Genomic DNA, 18,452 nt, shown 5'->3' on the forward strand with positions numbered 1-18,452 from the left:
CCACTTTTTCTGTCTTTCAGACAAATCTATTTATCGAGATAAATAAATCGCTTTATTTTCTGGGTCGGGGTCTTCTCAAAAGGTTCCACTTGCTCAATAACACGGGACAACCGGGCAAAGGAAGAGACTTTTGAATTGACTTCAGTCCGGACATCTTCAAGCAGTGCCTTGATCTTGGAACGGACCTCTGATTCAATCATTTTTCCAGCTCCAAGCTCTTCATCCAACGCATCGTAGTTGAGGTGAATTCTGGCAATGACTTTGCCATCCACATCATACACAAGTGACTCCATGACATAATCACACTGGTTGATGATGGATTCCACCTCTTCGGGATAAATATTCTCACCGCTGGGACCAATGATAACATTTTTCAAGCGCCCCTTAATGAAAAGATACCCATCCTCGTCAATAATCCCCAGATCGCCTGTAAGCAGCCACCCATCTTCGGTAAAAGTACTTTTTGTATCATTGGGTGCTTTGTAATACTCCCGCATGACATTCGGTCCTTTGGCGATGATTTCCCCTTCCCCTGTTTCAGGATGGGGATCAAGAATTTTTAATTGAATCCCGGCAATCTGAGGCCCAATGGCTCGGAGTTTCTGTTTCTCCGGCCTGGTCCCGGCCAGAAGCGGAGCTGTTTCCGTCATCCCATACCCAATGGCATATGGGACCTCAGCTTCATGCAAAAATTCTTCCACTTCCGGAGCAAGCGCGGCTCCACCGATGCAAAGACATCGCAATTCGCCCCCAAAAGCCTCGATAAGCTTCTTTCCGGCGATTCGTGAAACTTTACGGCGTGCAGCTCCGATTTTCATCAGACCGCCCATAAGCCCCTTGGAGGACAGCTTCGGCTTGATTCGCTTCTTGTAGATTTTTTCAATGATCAAAGGGACAATATTCATGACAGTCGGTTGGACTTTCTCCATGGCGGGAAGCAGCGTGCGGGGAGTCGGAGGCCGCTGGAGATAGGCAACGGAGCTGCCGCAATGCAATGGGATAATCAAGCCAACCGTGCATTCATATGTATGAGCCATAGGAAGAACGGAAAGGAATCGATCTGTTTCAAAGACCGGGATGGTCTGAATGCCCGCAAAAGCATTCGACACAAGATTTCCATGGGTCAGGACCACGCCTTTGGAATGTCCGGTGGTCCCTGAAGTATACAGGATTGCGGCCACCGTTTCAGACGTGAGCTTAAATGCTTTTCCAGTCTTACGATCAAAAAACTTACGGGCCTTGAGGCTGAATTCACTGAACTTCTCACGAGCGGAATCATAAGCTTCCGTTACTCTGGCCTTGGTGCTGTCATCAGCACGATCCATGTACTTTCTGGCCTTTTCGCTCAGTTCTTCAAAAGTTTCCCTTGCCGCTTCGACAGCTTCTGAGAAAGTCGTTTTGGGTGCGTCTTCATTCACCACGGAAAGGTCATCCATATTGATGACTGTCTTGAGATCAGGAAAACTCTCGCCTTCAACCTTGTCTATATATCGACTGGAGACAACAACAACCTTTGCCTCTGAATGTCGAAGTATATGATGGACAGCGCTGCAATGAAATTCTTGCAGAATGGGAACAGCAACAGCCCCCATTGAAGTCACGGCAAAATAGGTGACAGCCCAGTGGGGCATATTCTCGCCGATAATGGCGACCTTGTCCCCTGGTCTGACCTCACACCCGGCCAGGAGCGTTTCGAGGTCTCTCACCAGTTCGAGTAGCCGAGAATAGTGCAGGGGATCGCCCCCCACAAAGCTCAAGGCAACGCGATCTGCATGCTTGGCAACGGACTGCTCAAGCAGATCCTTGAGGGTCATTTCTTGTTCGTTCACACGGTCCTCCATATAATGATGCGCAATGCGCTCACAGCCATATCATGTCAGGCATTCGGGTCAAGCTTGGTTTTTTCGCTCCCGAATGGCGATAGAAAGGCGGGCGAGGACCCCAACAAGATCAACAAACTCAACAGGCTTGGCAATGTAATCATCCATTCCGGCCGCAAGAAAACGTTCCTTATCCCCTTTCATGGCATGCGCCGTCAGTGCCACAATCGGTATCCGAGCCTTGCTGCCAAGTTGCGAATCATCCCTGATGGCTCGCGTAGCAGTTATCCCGTCCATGTTCGGCATCTGGATATCCATGAGCACAAGGTCATACTCGTTCCACCGAAGCAGATCGAGAGCCTCACCACCATCTTCAGCTTCGGAAACCGTGCACCCGAGCTTCTCCAAATGCTTTTTGACCGAAAGACGATTGACTCGTTCATCTTCCACCAAAAGGACATCCAACGGGGCAAGGTGAACAGACGGGGGAACCTCTTTTCCATTGACGCTGGGGAATTCTGCCCCCTCACGAACATGAACAAAAAGGTGAATAGTCGTCCCATTTTCATCACTTTCCACAGCGATTTCTCCACCCATGAGATTGACCAGACGCTTGACAATACCAAGTCCCAACCCCGTCCCACCATATTTTCTTGTGTATGATCCATCCACTTGAGAAAAGGCCATGAAAACGGAATCTATCATGTCGTCCGGGATACCGATCCCAGAATCGGACACACTTATCAATAGCCGCATTTTCTGTGTGTCCGTTTTGGGAGCTAGCACCCAGGACTCAACCTTGACCTCTCCGCGCGGTGTAAATTTGACAGCATTGCCGACAAGGTTGAAAAGAATCTGACGAATACGCCCTTCATCACCCAAAAGCGTATCAGGCACGGAATCCTCAATGGCCACTTTCATATTCAGTCCCTTTTCTGCGGCCTGAATCGTAAAATTATCCAAAACACTCCCGACCATATTCCTGAAATCAAAAGGCTCTTCCTCCAGAGCCAGCATCCCCGCTTCCATCTTGGAAAAATCAAGGACATCATTAATGACTCGGAGCAGACTCCTCCCAGAAGTCAGGGCCGTGGAAACAAAGTCGCGCTGTTCTTCCGTAAGTTCGGTTTCACCCACCAATTGCAGCATACCGAAAATGCCATTGAGAGGCGTCCTGATCTCGTGGCTCATGTTGGCCAGAAATTCACTTTTTGCACGGCTGGCGGTTTCTGCCACTTCCTTGGCTTGAACCAGTTGCTCACCTGATATCTTACGTTCTTCTTCATTTCGGATTGCTGCCGTGATAATACCGAACAATTTTTCATCACTCTCGGGAAGGGTGTAATTCGCGCGCAACAAAACGGACAAGACACCTACAGGCTGATTGCCAACATTGACGACCTGACCGACAAAAGTCTGTGCATTCATACGCGCAATGACAGGGTCGGTTTGAGCATATTTTGTTGATTGCAGATTCTTGATAACCCTCACACCCGAAAAACCTTGGCCCATCAAATCGTAGGACAGGAATCCCGCCTCCATTTCCCGAATTTCCAACTCTCCGCTGGAATTCCAGGAACTGAGAGGCCTTAAAGATTCCCGGCGCGCCCGGCAATACAGGGCCGACGCTCCCCCGAGCATTTCACCCACAAGAGCTGTCAAACTCCCGATATTTTCGTCAGGATCCGGACCAAAGCCCAGAATGCAGGCATTGATATTTGCCAGGCGATCCTCGTTTCTCTTTCGCAGGGTAATATCATAAGCAATTCCGGACATACGTAAGGGCTTACCGGAGTCCGACCGCTGGGAAACGCTCCCTCGGGAGAGAAACCATCGCCATTCTCCTGCCTTAGTTCGAATGCGTATCTGAAAACTTTGACGTCCGACAGAACCTTCCAAAGCTCGATTCATCCCGGACTTCAATCGGGCATAATCATTGGGTTCAATACGTGAAATCCAATCATCCAGAGTATTACCGATTTCATTGGACCTGTATCCGAGCATCTCAGCAAAACGATCGTTGGAGACAATAACCCCAGAGGTTATATCCCAATCCCAGAACGCAAGGTCTCCACCCCTCACAGCAAGGTCGAGCCGCTCTTCACTTTCCCGACGGGCCTTCTCCGCAGCCACTCGCTCGGAAATATCCACCACAGTAATAAGATTGTGGACCTGCTCATGAATGTACAGAGTACTAACGAACAGTTCGACATCACACCTGCGACCGTCTGCCAGCAGATGCCTGGTAATCAATCGGTTTCGTCCCTGTGCGACTTCCTGTAGCAGCGTGTTCATCCGCCGGACCGTGTCACCATTAATATCGTGAAGCAGTTTTTCCACCAACTGACCGGGAGGGAATCCATAGAAGGCTTCAGCAGCCGGGTTGACCTCGACAATACTGAGGGATGAAAGACTGACAAGAAGTTGAGGCAACATGGTATCCGTGAACATGGCCCGATGCCGCTCCACGCTTTCCCAGAGCGCTATTTGCGCACGCTTCCGGACCTCTGTCTCTTCCTTGAGAGCCTCTTCCTGACGACTGACCTCTGAGGTCGTGGCTGAAAGTTGATGCGTGAACCAGCCTCCCACCCCGACAACGAAGAAGGCAACAACTCCCAATCCGATCCACAGATACACGGTCCTGACAAATTCCTCAGGAGCGTTCTCAGGGGAGAGCCAATCATGCAAAATAGAATAATAGACGGATTGATTGTCCGCTTTCAGTTGTTCCAACCCAGCATTAAGTTTTTCCTGAAACCCCTGTGGGGCGCCCCCTGACACGGCAAAACGGATTGAGATGGGATTGAAAAGAATAGGGGTGACATGAACACCGAGAGATTTGCCATACCGAAGGCCGTAAAGTCTGTTCACTATGCCGACATCAACAGCCCCGCTATGCGTGGCTTCCAGCACATCCTTGTAAGTCGGGAACTGAATAAGGGTGAATCCGACCCCGAGATTACCGGCAAGGCTCTTGAAACGCTCATTATGTTCATCACCGGAAGCGTATCCGATGCGGCGTCCTTCAAGATCCTGAAGATTTGAAATAGCAAGTTTATCCACATAAACTGTTCCCCAGTCCGCCACTATCGGCTCTTTGGCGAAGTGAATGGGGAATCGGTAATCATAACTGAATGGCAAGGCAATGACCATATCCAGTTCACCGCGCTCCAGGCGCTTCAGGCACTCTTCACGGGTTCCCCGCAGATATGAGACACTCCAGTTGTTCTTCGCGGCAAGAGAGGAAAAGATATCAACAGCCAAGCCCTTTGGTTGGCCGTCCTCATCCGCAAACGACAACGGAGGTTCATCGAAATAACCGACGACAATCTCGTTTACCGAAGCGGCATTGACCGGTCCTGCCATGCAGAATGTCAAAAGTAACGAAAGAACCCAAAACCGTATCAAACCAGCCTATCTCCTCAGCTATCAGGCAGCCTCATACCGGGAATTTCCACAAACAAGGCTGGAGACTAGCCTAAAAACGAGACAACCTCCACTCTATTATATTTGGCCGGCTATCATAAAGAAAACCTTTAAAAGACAGGCTGATCAGAAAGCCTTTCTCTTTTTGGGCCCCCCTTTTTTCCTGGCTAAGACTATGAAGCCAGAACTCAGAGTCACCCCCAAAAATAGCGCCCTGCCGCAACCAGGCTCATCCCCAAAGCGACTGTACCGAAAAAACTCCGCGCGCGAAAAGCCAGGATAAAAGCTGGGATCGAGGCCCAGAGAAAATAATTTTCAATTGATATATCGAAAACCGTATCCTTGAGCAGAAGAGCGGGAAAGAGCATGGCCGATAAGACGGCAGTAGGCACATAGGAAAGCCAACGGACGATTGGAGCCGGTAAAGTTTTTGTCGCAAGAACAAGAACCGGTGCCATCCGAGGAATATACGTCACCAATGTCATACCCACGAGAGTCAACAGAATTATTCTTTCATCCATGATTCCACCCCTGCTCCCAAAGTTGCGCCAATCAGAGTTGCTAAAATAACACTCCATTGATCTGCCCCGGACTGGATAAGAGCAATGGAAGCCATACCGGTCACACCAGCCACAAAAACATGCAGCCCATTCTTCACCTGCATGGACAACAACGCGATGAACATCGCAGGTAACGCGTAATCAAGGCCTAGTGGCCTGATATCTGGGACTGCGGAACCGGCCAGAAAACCGATCCAGGAAGCCAAGATCCACGAGATATGTGCAAGCCCGTTGATTAAGAAGGAGACAGACTTGCTCGTGTCTCCAGCGCCGAATCGGGATGAATGGACAGCAAAGGATTCGTCTGTGATTTCATAGCTGAACAACGCCATCTCAACGCGCCCCCACCCTTTCAGATTTGGTGCCAAAGATGCGCTCATGAGCAAATGACGCAGGTTGACAATAAATGTCGTGGCGATAATGGAAAAAGGAGGAAGCCCCGAAGCAAACATGGCCACGGCTATCAACTGCGCCGACCCCGCAAAAACAAAAGTGGACATGAGAACCGTACTCAGCATGGAAAGCCCGGTCTTGTGAGCCAAAACCCCAAACGCCGCCCCTACGGGAACATATCCCATAATAATGGGGGTTACCTGCCGAAGGGCTGTATTCAAGACGCTCCCACTTGTCGAGGACCGCATATTCTCTTTTTCCATAATCTCAATTGTCACGCTCTCCCACTCCTTTCTTTGCATTCGACTCGACCGGAGCTTGCAGTAAACTCTGAATACTGTCACCAGTACAGATACAGATATCACAATATAAAAGCAGAACAGATTTACTTAAAGTGAGACGAACATGGGTCAGGAACCATACCGATATCAGACAGTGGAGAAGCATATTCTTGCCATGATGGAGCAGGGAGCGCTTGCTCTGGGCGACCGTTTGCCGTCTCTGCGCAAGATGAGTAGCAACCTCGGAGTCTCACTCTCCACAGTCAATCAAGCTTACGTCGAACTGGAACGAAAAGGCGTGGTAGAAGCTCGACCGCGATCAGGCTTCTTTATCTGCCGACACTCCATGCGTCTGCCCCGAACGGAAATATCTCCATCTTCCATGGACAGCCCTCGTCCCGTTACTCGCATCGGCCTTATCCAGACTGTACTGGAAGCAGTGGGACGAGACGACACGGTCCCACTTGGCGTGAATGCTCCGGACCCTTCCCTGCTTCCCCTTGCCGAACTCAGTAGGATCACCACGACAGTCGTGCGCGAAAATCCAAAACGCGCGCTGCAATATACCCCAATACCGGGAGACCCGGAGCTGGTTCATCAAATAGCATTTCGATCCATGGAACATGGCATCCCTGTTGCCCCGGATGATCCGATTATCACAACCGGGTGTATGGAAGCGCTCAATTTTGCCCTGCGTTCAGTCTGCCGTCCGGGTGACACTGTCCTCATTCAGTCTCCAACATACTACTGTTTCCTGCAATTGTTGGAAACCCTCGGCCTTCGGGCCATAGAGGTACCATCAGACCCGGAAAACGGAGTCTCACCAGACGACCTTCACCATGTCCTGACGACCTTCGACATCGCAGCTTGTATTCTGTCCCCCAATTTCAACAACCCGGACTCCAGCCTGACCCCGGACAGAGCCAAACGTGAAATCGTTTCCATGCTGGCGCAAAGGCACATCCCATTGGTGGAAGATGATGTCTCCACGGACCTTCACTTTACCCAGAAACGCCCAGACACGTACAAACAATATGACAAGGAAGGCCTTGTCCTGCTCTGCTCCTCATTTTCAAAGACACTGGCTCCAGGCTATCGAGTCGGCTGGCTGTTGCCGGGCCGCTTTCGCCAAAAGGTATTGGAGATCAAGGCAACGACAAATGTTTCAACCTCTGCCCCATCACAAATAGCCATCGCCGAATACCTGCGCCAAGGCCGTATGACTCGACACCTGAAACGCCTCCGCAGCGCAATGGAAAAACAAATGGACACCATGCAACTCCATCTTGAACGCCATTTCCCTTCGGGAACCAGGGTCACGCATCCTAGCGGCGGTGGTGTTCTCTGGCTGGAGCTACCACACTGTATCGACTCAGTGGAACTTTTCTTTCAGGCGCGAGCGCACAGTATAGGCATTGCTCCCGGAGCCATTTTCTCGACTCAGGACAAGTTCAGCAACTACATTCGCTTAAGCTGTGGCTCTCCATGGTCTGAACAGCTTGATAATGGTGTCAGGACTCTCGGAACCATGGCGCATGCCCTGACAGAGTAAACTCTAAATCGGCTCTCTCTGCCTCGAAAATATTCTTTACCATCGGGGAATAAGAACGTATTTTTTCTTTTTCGATTCTGACAATAAGAGAGCGAGATGACTCCACGTTCTGAAAAAGATCCCATTTACGGTTTTATAGCTGCTCTGAGCGCATTCACCCTCTGGGGTCTCCTCCCCATCTACTGGAAACAGATACAGACCGTTGCTCCACTTGAGATACTCTGTCATCGCATAGTCTGGCTCCTGCTTATCCTTGGTGCCATTCTCACCTTCAAGAAACGCTGGGCGGAAACATTCGCTCCCCTCCGTTCCTTTCGTAATGTCGGCATTCTTGTTCTGAGCAGCCTGTGCATCGGCTCCAACTGGCTTATCTATGTCTGGGCAGTCAATACAAACCATGTCCTGGCCACCAGTCTCGGATATTATATAAATCCTCTGGTAAATGTTCTGATTGGATTCATCATCTTTAGAGAACGCCTCTCCCCAATGCAGTGTGTAGCTCTGGGTCTAGCCTCTCTCGGTGTCATAAATTCCATAGCCAACTACGGGGAAGTGCCATGGATATCCCTAGCCCTAGCCATCAGCTTTGCCTTTTATGGCCTGCTCCGAAAGATTGCTGCCGTGGAATCTCTCCCAGGACTTTTCCTTGAAGCAATGGTTCTCACCCCTGCTGCGCTAACGTACATCCTCATTCTTCAATCACAAGGAGAGAGTGCTTTTGTCCTCAATGACCTGAGCACGGACTTCCTTCTGGTGGGGACAGGCGTGGTCACGGCGTTACCACTTATCGGATTTGCTTTCGGCGCTCGGAGGCTGAGACTCATGACTCTTGGAATCTTGCAATATGCGGCTCCCAGTATCGCTTTCATACTCGGCGTTTTTCTCTACCATGAGCCGTTTGGTGCGGCGGACATGTTAACCTTCTGCCTGATTTGGTCAGGATTGATAGTCTATACAGGCGATTCTCTCAAAACCATGCGACATCACAGACAGACCTTATCAAAAAAAAACCAGTCCCTCTGACCCGAGAGAATTTTCTCATCCATATCCCCCCCTGCGGCATCCGGTATGGAGAAAAGAATTTTGCCCTCACCATAGGGAAACAGAAAAGTGCATCTTCCTCATGCATCCTGTTTACCGAACGGTTTTGACAAACCACCCCTTGACCCATAATCGAAAAAGGTAGGTCAAGGGCGGGCGTATGGGACGAGTCGGTTTGGAGTCGAACAAAACATCAAGAATATGTTCTGTTTCCATGGATGATTGTAAGAAATTAACACACCCGGCACAGGATGTAAGCACAGTGCGCCCCGCTGCTTTGTTGGTTCGCTGAGCCGTCCATGCATCCGCAAATTCCGAACGGGCAAATTTGACAGCCCCACCCTCTCCACAGCATCGCGTCTTTTGGCGCTCCGGCATCCCTTTCTCTACGGTCAAACCACACCTTTGGGCCAGAGTGCGCACACTCTTCTGAGTCAATGCATCATACCGTTGAGGACAAGGATCATGAATCACAACGGTCTTTGCGAAGGGCTTGTTCGGCCCAATCCCGGCTTCCGCCAAGAGGGAATATGCTGGCACTGATTCAAGAGGGCCGCCGTAGCTCGAAAATATCTTCTGGCAATTGGGGCACGCTGTAATCACCCGCTTGACCCCTGCCTGACGAAGCCGTGCATAAAGCACATCAAACCAATTCTCGAAAAAATCCTTGCGCCCCAGATCATGCGATGGCTTCAAACAGCAGCCCAGCGCAACTCCCAAATCAGGAATATGGTTCCGTAGAGCCAAAAAGAGCCTTCGAACAGTCCGTGGCCGGGTTCCTGGCAGAGCACACCCTGGAAACAGTACAGTGTCGCCGCCGTCGGGCAGACGTAACAAAGAAAAAAGCCTGCTTTTCCCTATTTTCTCATACGTCATGACCGGAGCATATGTTGCGAGATCAAGCAGGCCATTCTGCTCATGAGTACGACGCATTTCAAGGAAGAATTCCTCCGGCCGCAGCGACTCGGGGCAGATAGCTCCGCACAAACCGCACAAGCTGCAATGAAAAGGATCAGGCCACTCTTCCTGCGGCCTGAGTCTCACCGCCGTTGCAATCTCACCCGGCGTTCCATACTCACCCAAGAAAGCACAGTGCACACGGCAACCGCCACACCCTGTACAATCAGCCTCCAATCGAGCCGCCATACCAGACACATATTCACGTTCTATAGTCATGGTCCAGCACGCTATGCGGATCTCCAGATTTGTGCAATGGGTGAGCATAAAACCGATCGTTTGTTCCGGGACCATTGATCAGATCAATAGGGCACTCCAGATCGCATAGGTCCAAGACAGGAAAGGGGTGCCGGAAAAACCTGCACCCCTTTCGTCTAAAAGATCTCGGCAACCAACCGTTGCCCTCAAATTACTCGACCTCTATGCATAGTGGAATAATATGCAGTGTACTGCTCACCTCTTCCGTTGCCCGCAACTTCCAACGAGCAGAACCACCACCCACAGCAGAAGCCACGGCATCGGCAATACCCTGGACATTGATAATGGGGTGACGGGAAAAGACTTGCGGCAACCCATAGGTCAGGTTGCATGCCAAACATTTTCCCGGTCGCTGTGAAAGCCGGATTTCAAAACCAAGCGATTTTCCATCGCCCCCGGTATAGCCCAACGCTATGTCATAACTCCCTTCTTCAGCATCACCAAACAATGCCTCAAAAAAATCGTCTGTCCTCTCGGCTGGAAAAAGAGATTCAAGTTTTTCTGCGGTGAAGATATCTCCATATCGATCCATAAACGCACAACCCCCAATGATTCTGTTAGAAATACGTCCCTCGAATATCGAAGCTGATTACAAAAAATTCATCGGATATTCAAGCCGTTTTCATCCTCGCGGCAAGGGAAAGACACTAGCCCGCCCATTGCAAAAAGGAAAAAAGTGACACACCAAACAGAAAAAAGACTGTGCACGGTCCAACCAATTTACGCCACGTTCTCCCTAGGTTGCACTCAAAGAACTGGCAGGTAAGAATAAAACAGATATGAATCGGAGAGATCATGACCCCGGTGAATCCGGCGAAAGTTGCCAGGACCAGATACGGGATCATCTGATCCTGCATCCCCAGATTGTGCAGAAGCCCCAAAAGCAGAGGGAAAGTTGCACCAACAAAGGCAACGTTGATCCCTGCGACCATCCCAACAAGAAAGGGAAGAAAAACAGCCGCAGCAAACAACGCGGCTCCCCCACCGGCAGCTTCTGCCATTCGGTCCACGACACCGGAGGCCTGCATGACGTCTTTGAAAATAAAAATGGCCACAATGACAAAAATCATCGACCACAAGGATTTTTTAGAAACAACATCCAGCAGAAAACGCAGGCCAAGGCTGGTATTCTGCATCATCACTGCCAATATGCCAAGAACCAAGGCAATGATCACTCCCCACTCGAAATCAACACCCGGCATAAAGCTTGAAATAAATCCTTCCAGACCAATGGCTCCGACAATGGCAAGCAGCAAAGGCAATCCCTGTCGAAAGACTGATCGCTTACTCCGAACCGTGACTGGTTGAGGAGCCATCAACTCTCCTTTACCCAGTACGCCTGGACGAAGAAAGAAAAACCAACCAGCCGCAATCATCACGATTGTCCCTGGCCATGTTTTTGAAATAAGATCAAGAATGGGAATATCTGCCAGAGCGACGGTCAATATGATGCCGGGATACAACGGCCAGCAGACCTCCCAGACATGGCGAAACCAATAGTTAACTACAGCCCGATCACTATTACTGACATGCATATCTTCAGAAACAGTCTTGACCATGGGGGCGGAAAAGACGGCGCCGCCAGGCATGGGCAGCATGCCAATAAGGGCTGGGAAAAAAACAAGACGCAGCCTGGGACTGGTTAGATAGCCGGAAAGTGCATCCATAAGTCTTCGAGACTGGCCGGACCGTTCCATAGCATCTGAAAGAATAAGAATCAGACCGACAATAGCCGCCAGGAACAGGAACTTTTCCTGTGTCAGAGCCCAAAACCCCGTTTGTGCCCATTCCCCCAATCCAAGGCCGAAAAGCAATCCCAGAACGAGACCGCCCGCCAAAATGGATATCCCAAGCCCGATTTTAAACCGCATGCCCGCCAGCATGACAACAAACGCGGTAATAACCTTAATAAACGGGAGGGATTTGATAAAGATGTCTTCCATGCACAGTCCTTCGAATTATTGAACACTTTCTTTTTCGCCTACGCCCTTTCAATCCGAAAGAAAACCGAAAAAGATGAGCGCAAAGGGATTACCATGGCCGTTTTCCCCTTCCCGAATATGGATATGCCACCCCTTTCTCTATCAAATAGAGAGAGACATTCACGTCATCGGCATAGACATCTGCCAAAAGCCGAAAATACTTTCCACGCCTGACGTTACGAAGCGTCACCACGTCAGCGCGCTCGAAGAGTTGGACCAAAGCCTTTTGAGCTTTTACCGCTATAGATTGTATTGCCGGACGGTGATCTTTCATCTCCGGCGCATCACACCCTGCCAGACGCACACTGATTTCGTGACCAAGAACTGAAGGCCACTCAGGGATGGAAACAACAATGGTATCACCATCCACGACACGAACCAAAGACACAACGAATCCATCCCCTGCTGACAAACTTGTCGACACAGCCAGAAAAATAAGTATTAAAAGAATACGAGGCACATGAGTTTGTACCAACCGGAGACACTCTACTCCACACAATATTTATTAATATCATCAAAGCCCACCCTTGCCCCACGGGCAACATTACGCTAGAGTATTGTCGCCCTATCGGGCCGGGAACATAACAATTTCGGAGTCGATATTACATGACCATGGACCCCAAACAAATTCGTCAGCACATATTCACTGTCATCATCAACAAAGTCGAAGAGCAGGATGAAGCCAAACGTATTGATGCGCTCAATGAGTTCATGGCCGTCACCGGAACTGCCGGGAATGCTTCCGAGCAAATCGCGAGCCTTATTCCGCCACTGATGCATGACCTCTATGAAAAATGGATCACCATGTTCATTGATCGCCTTCTCGAGACAGTGCCACCGGAAAACATTGAATTGCTCTGCGATGGCTGTGATGACAACAACGCAGCCCTCGCCCTCGCATACATCATGTTTCTTGAATCCGCGAAAATGGAAAAACAGATAGATAAGGATCTCAAGGAACACGGCCTTACAGCCTCTGCGAATAACGAACTTGGGGATCTTGCCGCCAATTATATTCGGGCACAAATGGCAAAGATAGCCCAGCAGGAAAGCGACGACGAAATATCCGGCACCTGCTAGAATCTATCCGCTTATCTTGCCACCTCCACTAAAGGTCTCAAGGCAAAGGCTTCGAACACAGTCTGTGTTCGAAGCCTTTCTTCTGAAAACATACTCGTTGTATGGGCGAAGTGGCCCACACATCATTTATGTTCATGAGGCTTTTTTCAAAAAACAGGTTTTCAAAACAACAACAGACTTGCCCACTTTACATTCCACCGCATCCGTACTGGATGTCAGGCGGATATTCTTGACGGCAGTGCCCCGTTTCAGGGTCTTTGACATCCCCTTGATCTTGAGGTCTTTGATCACGGTGACGGAATCCCCGTCGCTCAATATGTTACCGTTGCTATCCTTAACGTCCATTCTTTCTCCATTGAAGAGTGTTGACGGGATCATTCCCGAATATGTCCTTCGCCCAGCAGCACAAACTTGGCACTGGTCAACTCCTTGATCCCCATGGGACCATAGGCGTGCAATTTGGATGTCGAGATACCGATTTCAGCTCCAAGTCCGAGCTGTGCACCATCGTTAAAACGAGTCGTCGCATTGGCAACGACCAATGAAGCATCCACTTCACGAATGAAACGCATACAGTGCTCGTACTTTTCGCTGAGAATCGACTCTGTATGATTGGACCCGTGATCAGCAATAAAATCGATTGCCTCATCCAGAGAATCCACAACTTTGACTGCCATGACCAGATCGAGAAACTCAAACCCCCAATCACTTGCCTCTGCACTCTCTGCCGTATCACCAAGCAATGGCAATGCGCGCTCACAAGCCTTGAACCGCACCCCACCAGAGCCAAGCCGGGCCGCAACTTCAGGCAGCAAAGTTGCAGCTATATCCTTGTGAACCAATAAACATTCAAGAGCATTGCAGCCACTGGGATACTGGGTCTTGGCATTCTCAATGATGGAGACAGCTTTGGGAACGTCGCAGGAGTCGTCAGCAAAGATGTGGCACACACCCTTGTAATGCTTGAGGACCGGCATGGTCGCTTGTTCTGTGACAGCACGAATCAGGCCCTCCCCACCACGCGGAATGACCACATCGATATACTTATCCAGCTTGAGCATTTCCGCTACGGCTTCCCTGTCCGCAGTGGGCGGAACCTGGACTGCTTCTCGGGGCAACCCGGCCATTTCAAGAGCCTGATGCATGAGGTCTGCCAAGCATCTATTCGAGTGAAAAGCTTCTGAACCACCGCGTAAAATCACGGAGTTGCCAGCTTTCAAACACAGAATACCGGCATCAACAGTAGCATTGGGACGCGATTCGTAAATCATCGCCACCACACCGAGAGGAACCCGCATACGGCCAACCAACATTCCGTTAGGACGTTTGCTCATGGATTCAATTTCACCTATAGGGTCCGGCATGGCCGCGACATCCCGGCATCCCTGGATCATGGATGCCAACACTTTCTCGCTGATGGTCAAGCGCTGAACACGAGCCTTGTCCAAACCACGTTCATTCGCAGCATCAAGGTCAAGCTGATTCGCCTCACCAATAGCTTTGGATTCACTCTCCAGCAAATCAGCCAGATGAAGCAGTGCATCCTGTTTGGCCGACCCTGAAGCTTTCGATAATGCACGAGCCGCCTTGACTGCGCTTATGCCCATATCAACCATCTGTTCGCGAATTCCCATACCGGCTCCTTATACTCTGAAAACTACAACCGAATATTATTCATTTTTCATGAAGTCATTGTGCTAAACCGGGGTGAGGGAAAATGTCAAACAGCCCTGAGACGTATATTCTTCATTTTAGAGGTATCTGAACCACCAGTTTTACGTATTTTGTCATTTCTTCATGAAATTCAATTTGGGGAACGTTTGATTTTGTCGAAATGACACCCTGATTCCAAAATAGCCTTTGACCTTTTTGACAATTTTGCTTATCAAGCGCTTTGCGCTGTCGCGGCACGGTTTCCGGTCCCGCAGCCCTTATATACACCTTATGGAGGACAGTAAAACCAATGGTTGAAAACAATACTGACGGGCAGGAAATTCTCGACAACATCGAGTCCCATGTACCGACTCAACTGCACCCCATTCTTGAGGCCGTTTTCAAACACCAGAAACAGGTTGTCATCGGTGTCAGTGCCGTCATCCTTGTGGCTGCTGTCTACACGGGAATGACCATCTACAATCAGCATGCCATGAAAACGGCGCAGGCCAAACTCGGCACAATCCTGATCGAGGCCGCAGGGGATGAAAAGCTTTCCCAACTCCAAGATCTTCTGAACGCCGCACCTTCAGGTGCTCACCCTGCCATTTTGCTTGAGCTGGCTCAAAGCTGCATGAAAAATGAACAATACGAAAAAAGCTCACAGTATTGGGACCAACTCGCCAAAGCTTCTGACGATGATCTTCAAATCGTCGCTCGCCTCGGCAAGGCCAAGACTTTGACTCTGGCTGGCAAAGGCGCTGAAGCCGTCCCCATCTTGCAGGACATAGCCGAAGCAGCATCGACAGAATTTACCATCAGCGTGAACCGTCAGTTGGCAATTGCCGCCGAACAAGCGGGGGAAACTGATGTTGCTCTGAAAGCGTATCAAAAACTGGCAGAGCAGCCGATCGCCGACAAACCCTTCATTCAATTTAAAATAGCAGAACTGGAAGCCAAGTAACCGCGCTCCTGCGCAGACCCTACGGAGAGATATACCCCATGGCAAACCCGCTCTTGGCCGATACGCCCGGCGAAACGCACCTCCTCCTCGGCAACGAAGCGATCGTCCGAGGAGCCATTGAGGCTGGAGTGCAGGTAGTAACCTGCTATCCGGGCACTCCATCGTCCGAAGTTCCTGATACCTTCTTCCGCATTTCCCCTGACGGGAAGTTCTACTTTGAATACTCCGTCAATGAAAAAGTCGCCCTTGAGGTTGCTGGCGGCGCGACCTTGTCCGGAGCGATGACACTCTGCACCATGAAGCATGTTGGCGTGAATGTCGCGGCTGATCCACTCATGACCATGTGCTACACAGGGGCACCAGGAGGCCTTATGCTCCTGTCGGCGGATGACCCTGGCTGTCATTCCAGCCAGAATGAGCAGGATAATCGAATTTATGCCCGCATTGCGGGTATGCCGGTTCTGGAGCCTGCCACGGCGCAGGAAGCCAAGGACATGACCCGCGATGGCCTAGCTCTCTCCAAGAAATACGGAGCTCCGATTCTTCTTCGCACAACAACCCGCGTCAATCACCTGCGCGGCTCGGTTGAATTCGGCCATGCCCCTGATCCGGGAAAAGCCGAAGGATTCAAACGCGATCCATCGCGTTTCGTCCCTATCCCGGCCTTTGCACGCCCCATGCATATCGCGTTGATGGAACGCATGGAAAATCTTCGACATGAAGCGGAGCATTCTCCGTATAACACCGTTTCCGGCGACGGAGAAATAGGTATCATCTGTTCCGGCATCAGCCGTGCCTACGTGGCAGACGCCCTTGAACATGCTGGCCTGACAGGTTCAGTCAAAGTGCTTGAACTCGGCTTCTCAAACCCGATGCCTGAAAATCTGTGTCTTGATTTCATCAAATCCGTGACCAAAGTTCTGGTCGTTGAAGAGTTGGAGCCGGTCGTGGAGAACGAGATACGCGTTCTGGCTCAGAAGAATTCTTTGGATGTGGAAATTATCGGAAAAGATGTATTGCCTCGAAATGGGGAATTCAGCGTCACCATGGTCGAAAATGTCATTTGTGAGATGACTGGGAACCCCCTTGTCGCTCAATGTGCCTGCGAATTACCGCAGCTTCCTGTCCGGCCACCGAACCTGTGTGCAGGCTGTCCCCACCGTGGGACTTACTTTGCCGCCAAAAAAGTGTTTGGTGACGAAGCCATCTACTCATCTGATATAGGCTGTTACACACTTGGAATTCTGCCACCGCTCCAGGCTGCCGATTTCCTGCTCTGCATGGGGTCATCTATTTCTGCCGGATGTGGCGCAGCCAAAGCGGCAGACCAAACCGTGGTTGCATTCATCGGCGATTCCACCTTCTTCCATTCCGGCCTGACCGGTGTTGCCAACGCTGTCTTCAATAGTCATGACATACTGCTGGTTGTCCTGGATAACCGCACCACAGCCATGACCGGCCATCAACCACATCCCGGAGTGGACAAGACCATCCTGGGTGATAATGATCATCCGCTGGATATCGAATCTGCCGTGCGAGGGCTTGGCGTGACCGAAATTCGTAACGTCAATCCATTCAATCAGAAAAAGACTCTGGCCGCCTTTGAAGAATTGAAGGCAATGAAGGGCGTCCGAGTCCTTATCGCCAAGGAGCCATGTCCACTCTACTCACGCCGCGTCTACAAGAAAATCGCCCCACAGGTCGCCTATGTGGCTGATTCCTGTACAGGCCGATTCGACTGTCTGGACAAGCTGGCCTGCCCTGCCATGTACAAGGAAGGGGACAAGGCAGCAGTCAACCCGATCCTGTGTAACGGCTGTATGCTCTGTTTACAGGTCTGTGGTCACATCAAAGCGAAGAAGAGGGGCAGCTAACCCATGAGTGATACAAAAAAAATTCGCATATTCATGACCGGTGTGGGCGGCCAAGGAACCTTGACCGCAACCACCCTGCTCGCCAAGACTGTCCTCAGTCAGGGACTGCCTGTCACTTCCGGTGAGATTCATGGCATGGCTCAGCGCGGTGGTGTTGTGGAATCCACTGTGCTGATCGGCTGCAAATCTCCCAAAATAGGTCATGGTGAGGCCGATATCCTGTTGGGATTCGAACCGATGGAAACCATGCGAGCCCTGCCATATCTGAAGGAAGGAGGCCTGGTGGTCTCGAGCATTGAGTTCATGCCGCCTCTTTCCGTAGCCATGGGGACACAGGACTGTCCCACGATTGATGATATCAAAAAAGCCGTGTCTTCATGTACGGACAAGGCATACTTCATGTCCAGTCAAACCATCGGACTTGAAGCAGGCGCTGTTCAATCCGGCAACATAGCCATGCTGGCTGCATTATGCGCCGCTGGCGAACTTCCCTTCGGTCCCGAAGCACTGGAAGCAACCATCAAGGCCAATCTTCCCGAGAAGATTCAGGCTGTAAACCTCAAAGCCCTGGAGCTTGGCGTCAAGGCACTTGACGTCTAGAGAAAGGAAAC

At 50.5% G+C, this 18,452-nt stretch carries 16 protein-coding genes; 6 read left to right on the top strand and 10 right to left on the bottom strand.

Translation table 11 applies throughout. The annotated features are described in order from the left end of the window. Window positions 1–26 precede the first annotated feature (26 nt). The 4 genes from BN4_RS04885 to BN4_RS04900 form a co-directional block, all read right to left on the bottom strand. The gene (locus BN4_RS04885) at window positions 27–1,841 is read right to left on the bottom strand and encodes an AMP-binding protein (RefSeq protein ID WP_015414249.1); all 1,815 of its coding nucleotides are present in this window, start codon (window positions 1,839–1,841) and stop codon (window positions 27–29) included. 48 nt (window positions 1,842–1,889) lie between these two features. Next, a complete protein-coding gene (locus tag BN4_RS04890) occupies window positions 1,890–5,228 on the bottom strand; it encodes a response regulator (protein WP_015414250.1) in 3,339 nt (1,112 codons plus the stop codon). Window positions 5,229–5,440: 212 nt separating this feature from the next. Next, the gene (locus tag BN4_RS04895; protein ID WP_015414251.1) at window positions 5,441–5,767 is read right to left on the bottom strand and encodes an AzlD domain-containing protein; all 327 of its coding nucleotides are present in this window, start codon (window positions 5,765–5,767) and stop codon (window positions 5,441–5,443) included. Beyond that, complete coding sequence (locus BN4_RS04900; RefSeq protein WP_015414252.1) at window positions 5,752–6,477, bottom strand: AzlC family ABC transporter permease; 726 nt, start codon at window positions 6,475–6,477, stop codon at window positions 5,752–5,754. Before BN4_RS04900 ends, BN4_RS04895 begins: the two co-directional genes overlap by 16 nt. Window positions 6,478–6,604: 127 nt before the next feature. Here BN4_RS04900 and BN4_RS04905 point away from each other — a divergent pair, with 127 nt between their 5' ends. Then, window positions 6,605–8,032, top strand: coding sequence for an aminotransferase-like domain-containing protein (locus BN4_RS04905; RefSeq protein ID WP_015414253.1), 1,428 nt, complete (start codon window positions 6,605–6,607; stop codon window positions 8,030–8,032). A 96-nt stretch (window positions 8,033–8,128) separates the two neighbouring features. Further along, a complete protein-coding gene (gene rarD / locus BN4_RS04910; protein ID WP_015414254.1) occupies window positions 8,129–9,055 on the top strand; it encodes an EamA family transporter RarD in 927 nt (308 codons plus the stop codon). A gap of 111 nt (window positions 9,056–9,166) precedes the next feature. Here the strand turns inward: rarD and BN4_RS04915 are convergent, their stop codons facing one another. The 4 genes from BN4_RS04915 to BN4_RS04930 all read right to left on the bottom strand — a co-directional run bounded on the left by BN4_RS04915 (window position 9,167) and on the right by BN4_RS04930 (window position 12,658). Further along, window positions 9,167–10,249 (bottom strand): (Fe-S)-binding protein, encoded by a 1,083-nt coding sequence (locus tag BN4_RS04915; protein ID WP_162138610.1) that lies wholly within the window; start codon window positions 10,247–10,249, stop codon window positions 9,167–9,169. A 190-nt stretch (window positions 10,250–10,439) separates the two neighbouring features. Next, window positions 10,440–10,820 (bottom strand): hypothetical protein, encoded by a 381-nt coding sequence (locus BN4_RS04920; protein ID WP_015414256.1) that lies wholly within the window; start codon window positions 10,818–10,820, stop codon window positions 10,440–10,442. A gap of 115 nt (window positions 10,821–10,935) precedes the next feature. Further along, a complete protein-coding gene (locus BN4_RS04925; RefSeq protein ID WP_015414257.1) occupies window positions 10,936–12,231 on the bottom strand; it encodes a DUF401 family protein in 1,296 nt (431 codons plus the stop codon). A gap of 88 nt (window positions 12,232–12,319) precedes the next feature. After that, window positions 12,320–12,658: a thermonuclease family protein gene (locus tag BN4_RS04930; RefSeq protein ID WP_015414258.1), complete on the bottom strand. Its 339-nt coding sequence runs from the start codon at window positions 12,656–12,658 to the stop codon at window positions 12,320–12,322. A gap of 218 nt (window positions 12,659–12,876) precedes the next feature. Between BN4_RS04930 and BN4_RS04935 the strand changes: the two genes are divergently transcribed. Continuing rightward, the gene (locus BN4_RS04935) at window positions 12,877–13,350 is read left to right on the top strand and encodes a hypothetical protein (protein ID WP_015414259.1); all 474 of its coding nucleotides are present in this window, start codon (window positions 12,877–12,879) and stop codon (window positions 13,348–13,350) included. 132 nt (window positions 13,351–13,482) lie between these two features. Here the strand turns inward: BN4_RS04935 and BN4_RS04940 are convergent, their stop codons facing one another. Continuing rightward, complete coding sequence (locus BN4_RS04940) at window positions 13,483–13,695, bottom strand: alkylphosphonate utilization protein (protein ID WP_015414260.1); 213 nt, start codon at window positions 13,693–13,695, stop codon at window positions 13,483–13,485. Between the two features lie 29 nt (window positions 13,696–13,724). Continuing rightward, window positions 13,725–14,984, bottom strand: a complete 1,260-nt coding sequence (locus BN4_RS04945) for a glutamate-5-semialdehyde dehydrogenase (RefSeq protein WP_015414261.1) — start codon at window positions 14,982–14,984, stop codon at window positions 13,725–13,727. Between the two features lie 329 nt (window positions 14,985–15,313). Here BN4_RS04945 and BN4_RS04950 point away from each other — a divergent pair, with 329 nt between their 5' ends. Genes BN4_RS04950 through BN4_RS04960 form a run of 3 tightly spaced genes read left to right on the top strand, consistent with a single transcriptional unit; the run spans window position 15,314 to window position 18,441 of the window. Continuing rightward, entirely contained in the window at window positions 15,314–15,967 is a 654-nt protein-coding gene (locus BN4_RS04950; protein WP_015414262.1) for a YfgM family protein, read from the top strand. 38 nt (window positions 15,968–16,005) lie between these two features. Next, complete coding sequence (iorA, locus tag BN4_RS04955) at window positions 16,006–17,841, top strand: indolepyruvate ferredoxin oxidoreductase subunit alpha (protein ID WP_015414263.1); 1,836 nt, start codon at window positions 16,006–16,008, stop codon at window positions 17,839–17,841. Between the two features lie 3 nt (window positions 17,842–17,844). Continuing rightward, window positions 17,845–18,441, top strand: coding sequence for an indolepyruvate oxidoreductase subunit beta (locus tag BN4_RS04960; RefSeq protein WP_015414264.1), 597 nt, complete (start codon window positions 17,845–17,847; stop codon window positions 18,439–18,441). Window positions 18,442–18,452: the final 11 nt, after the last annotated feature.

Source organism: Pseudodesulfovibrio piezophilus C1TLV30, assembly GCF_000341895.1.
GTDB lineage: Bacteria > Desulfobacterota > Desulfovibrionia > Desulfovibrionales > Desulfovibrionaceae > Pseudodesulfovibrio > Pseudodesulfovibrio piezophilus.

Coding starts and splice junctions, on each gene's coding strand:
- BN4_RS04945 (WP_015414261.1), bottom strand. CDS start 14,984: ATGGGAATTCGCGAACAGATGGTTGATATGGGCATAAGCGCAGTCAAG.
- BN4_RS04905 (WP_015414253.1), top strand. CDS start 6,605: ATGGGTCAGGAACCATACCGATATCAGACAGTGGAGAAGCATATTCTT.
- BN4_RS04885 (WP_015414249.1), bottom strand. CDS start 1,841: ATGGAGGACCGTGTGAACGAACAAGAAATGACCCTCAAGGATCTGCTT.
- BN4_RS04895 (WP_015414251.1), bottom strand. CDS start 5,767: ATGGATGAAAGAATAATTCTGTTGACTCTCGTGGGTATGACATTGGTG.
- BN4_RS04950 (WP_015414262.1), top strand. CDS start 15,314: ATGGTTGAAAACAATACTGACGGGCAGGAAATTCTCGACAACATCGAG.
- iorA (WP_015414263.1), top strand. CDS start 16,006: ATGGCAAACCCGCTCTTGGCCGATACGCCCGGCGAAACGCACCTCCTC.
- BN4_RS04915 (WP_162138610.1), bottom strand. CDS start 10,249: ATGACTATAGAACGTGAATATGTGTCTGGTATGGCGGCTCGATTGGAG.
- rarD (WP_015414254.1), top strand. CDS start 8,129: ATGACTCCACGTTCTGAAAAAGATCCCATTTACGGTTTTATAGCTGCT.
- BN4_RS04935 (WP_015414259.1), top strand. CDS start 12,877: ATGACCATGGACCCCAAACAAATTCGTCAGCACATATTCACTGTCATC.
- BN4_RS04925 (WP_015414257.1), bottom strand. CDS start 12,231: ATGGAAGACATCTTTATCAAATCCCTCCCGTTTATTAAGGTTATTACC.
- BN4_RS04940 (WP_015414260.1), bottom strand. CDS start 13,695: ATGGACGTTAAGGATAGCAACGGTAACATATTGAGCGACGGGGATTCC.
- BN4_RS04960 (WP_015414264.1), top strand. CDS start 17,845: ATGAGTGATACAAAAAAAATTCGCATATTCATGACCGGTGTGGGCGGC.
- BN4_RS04920 (WP_015414256.1), bottom strand. CDS start 10,820: ATGGATCGATATGGAGATATCTTCACCGCAGAAAAACTTGAATCTCTT.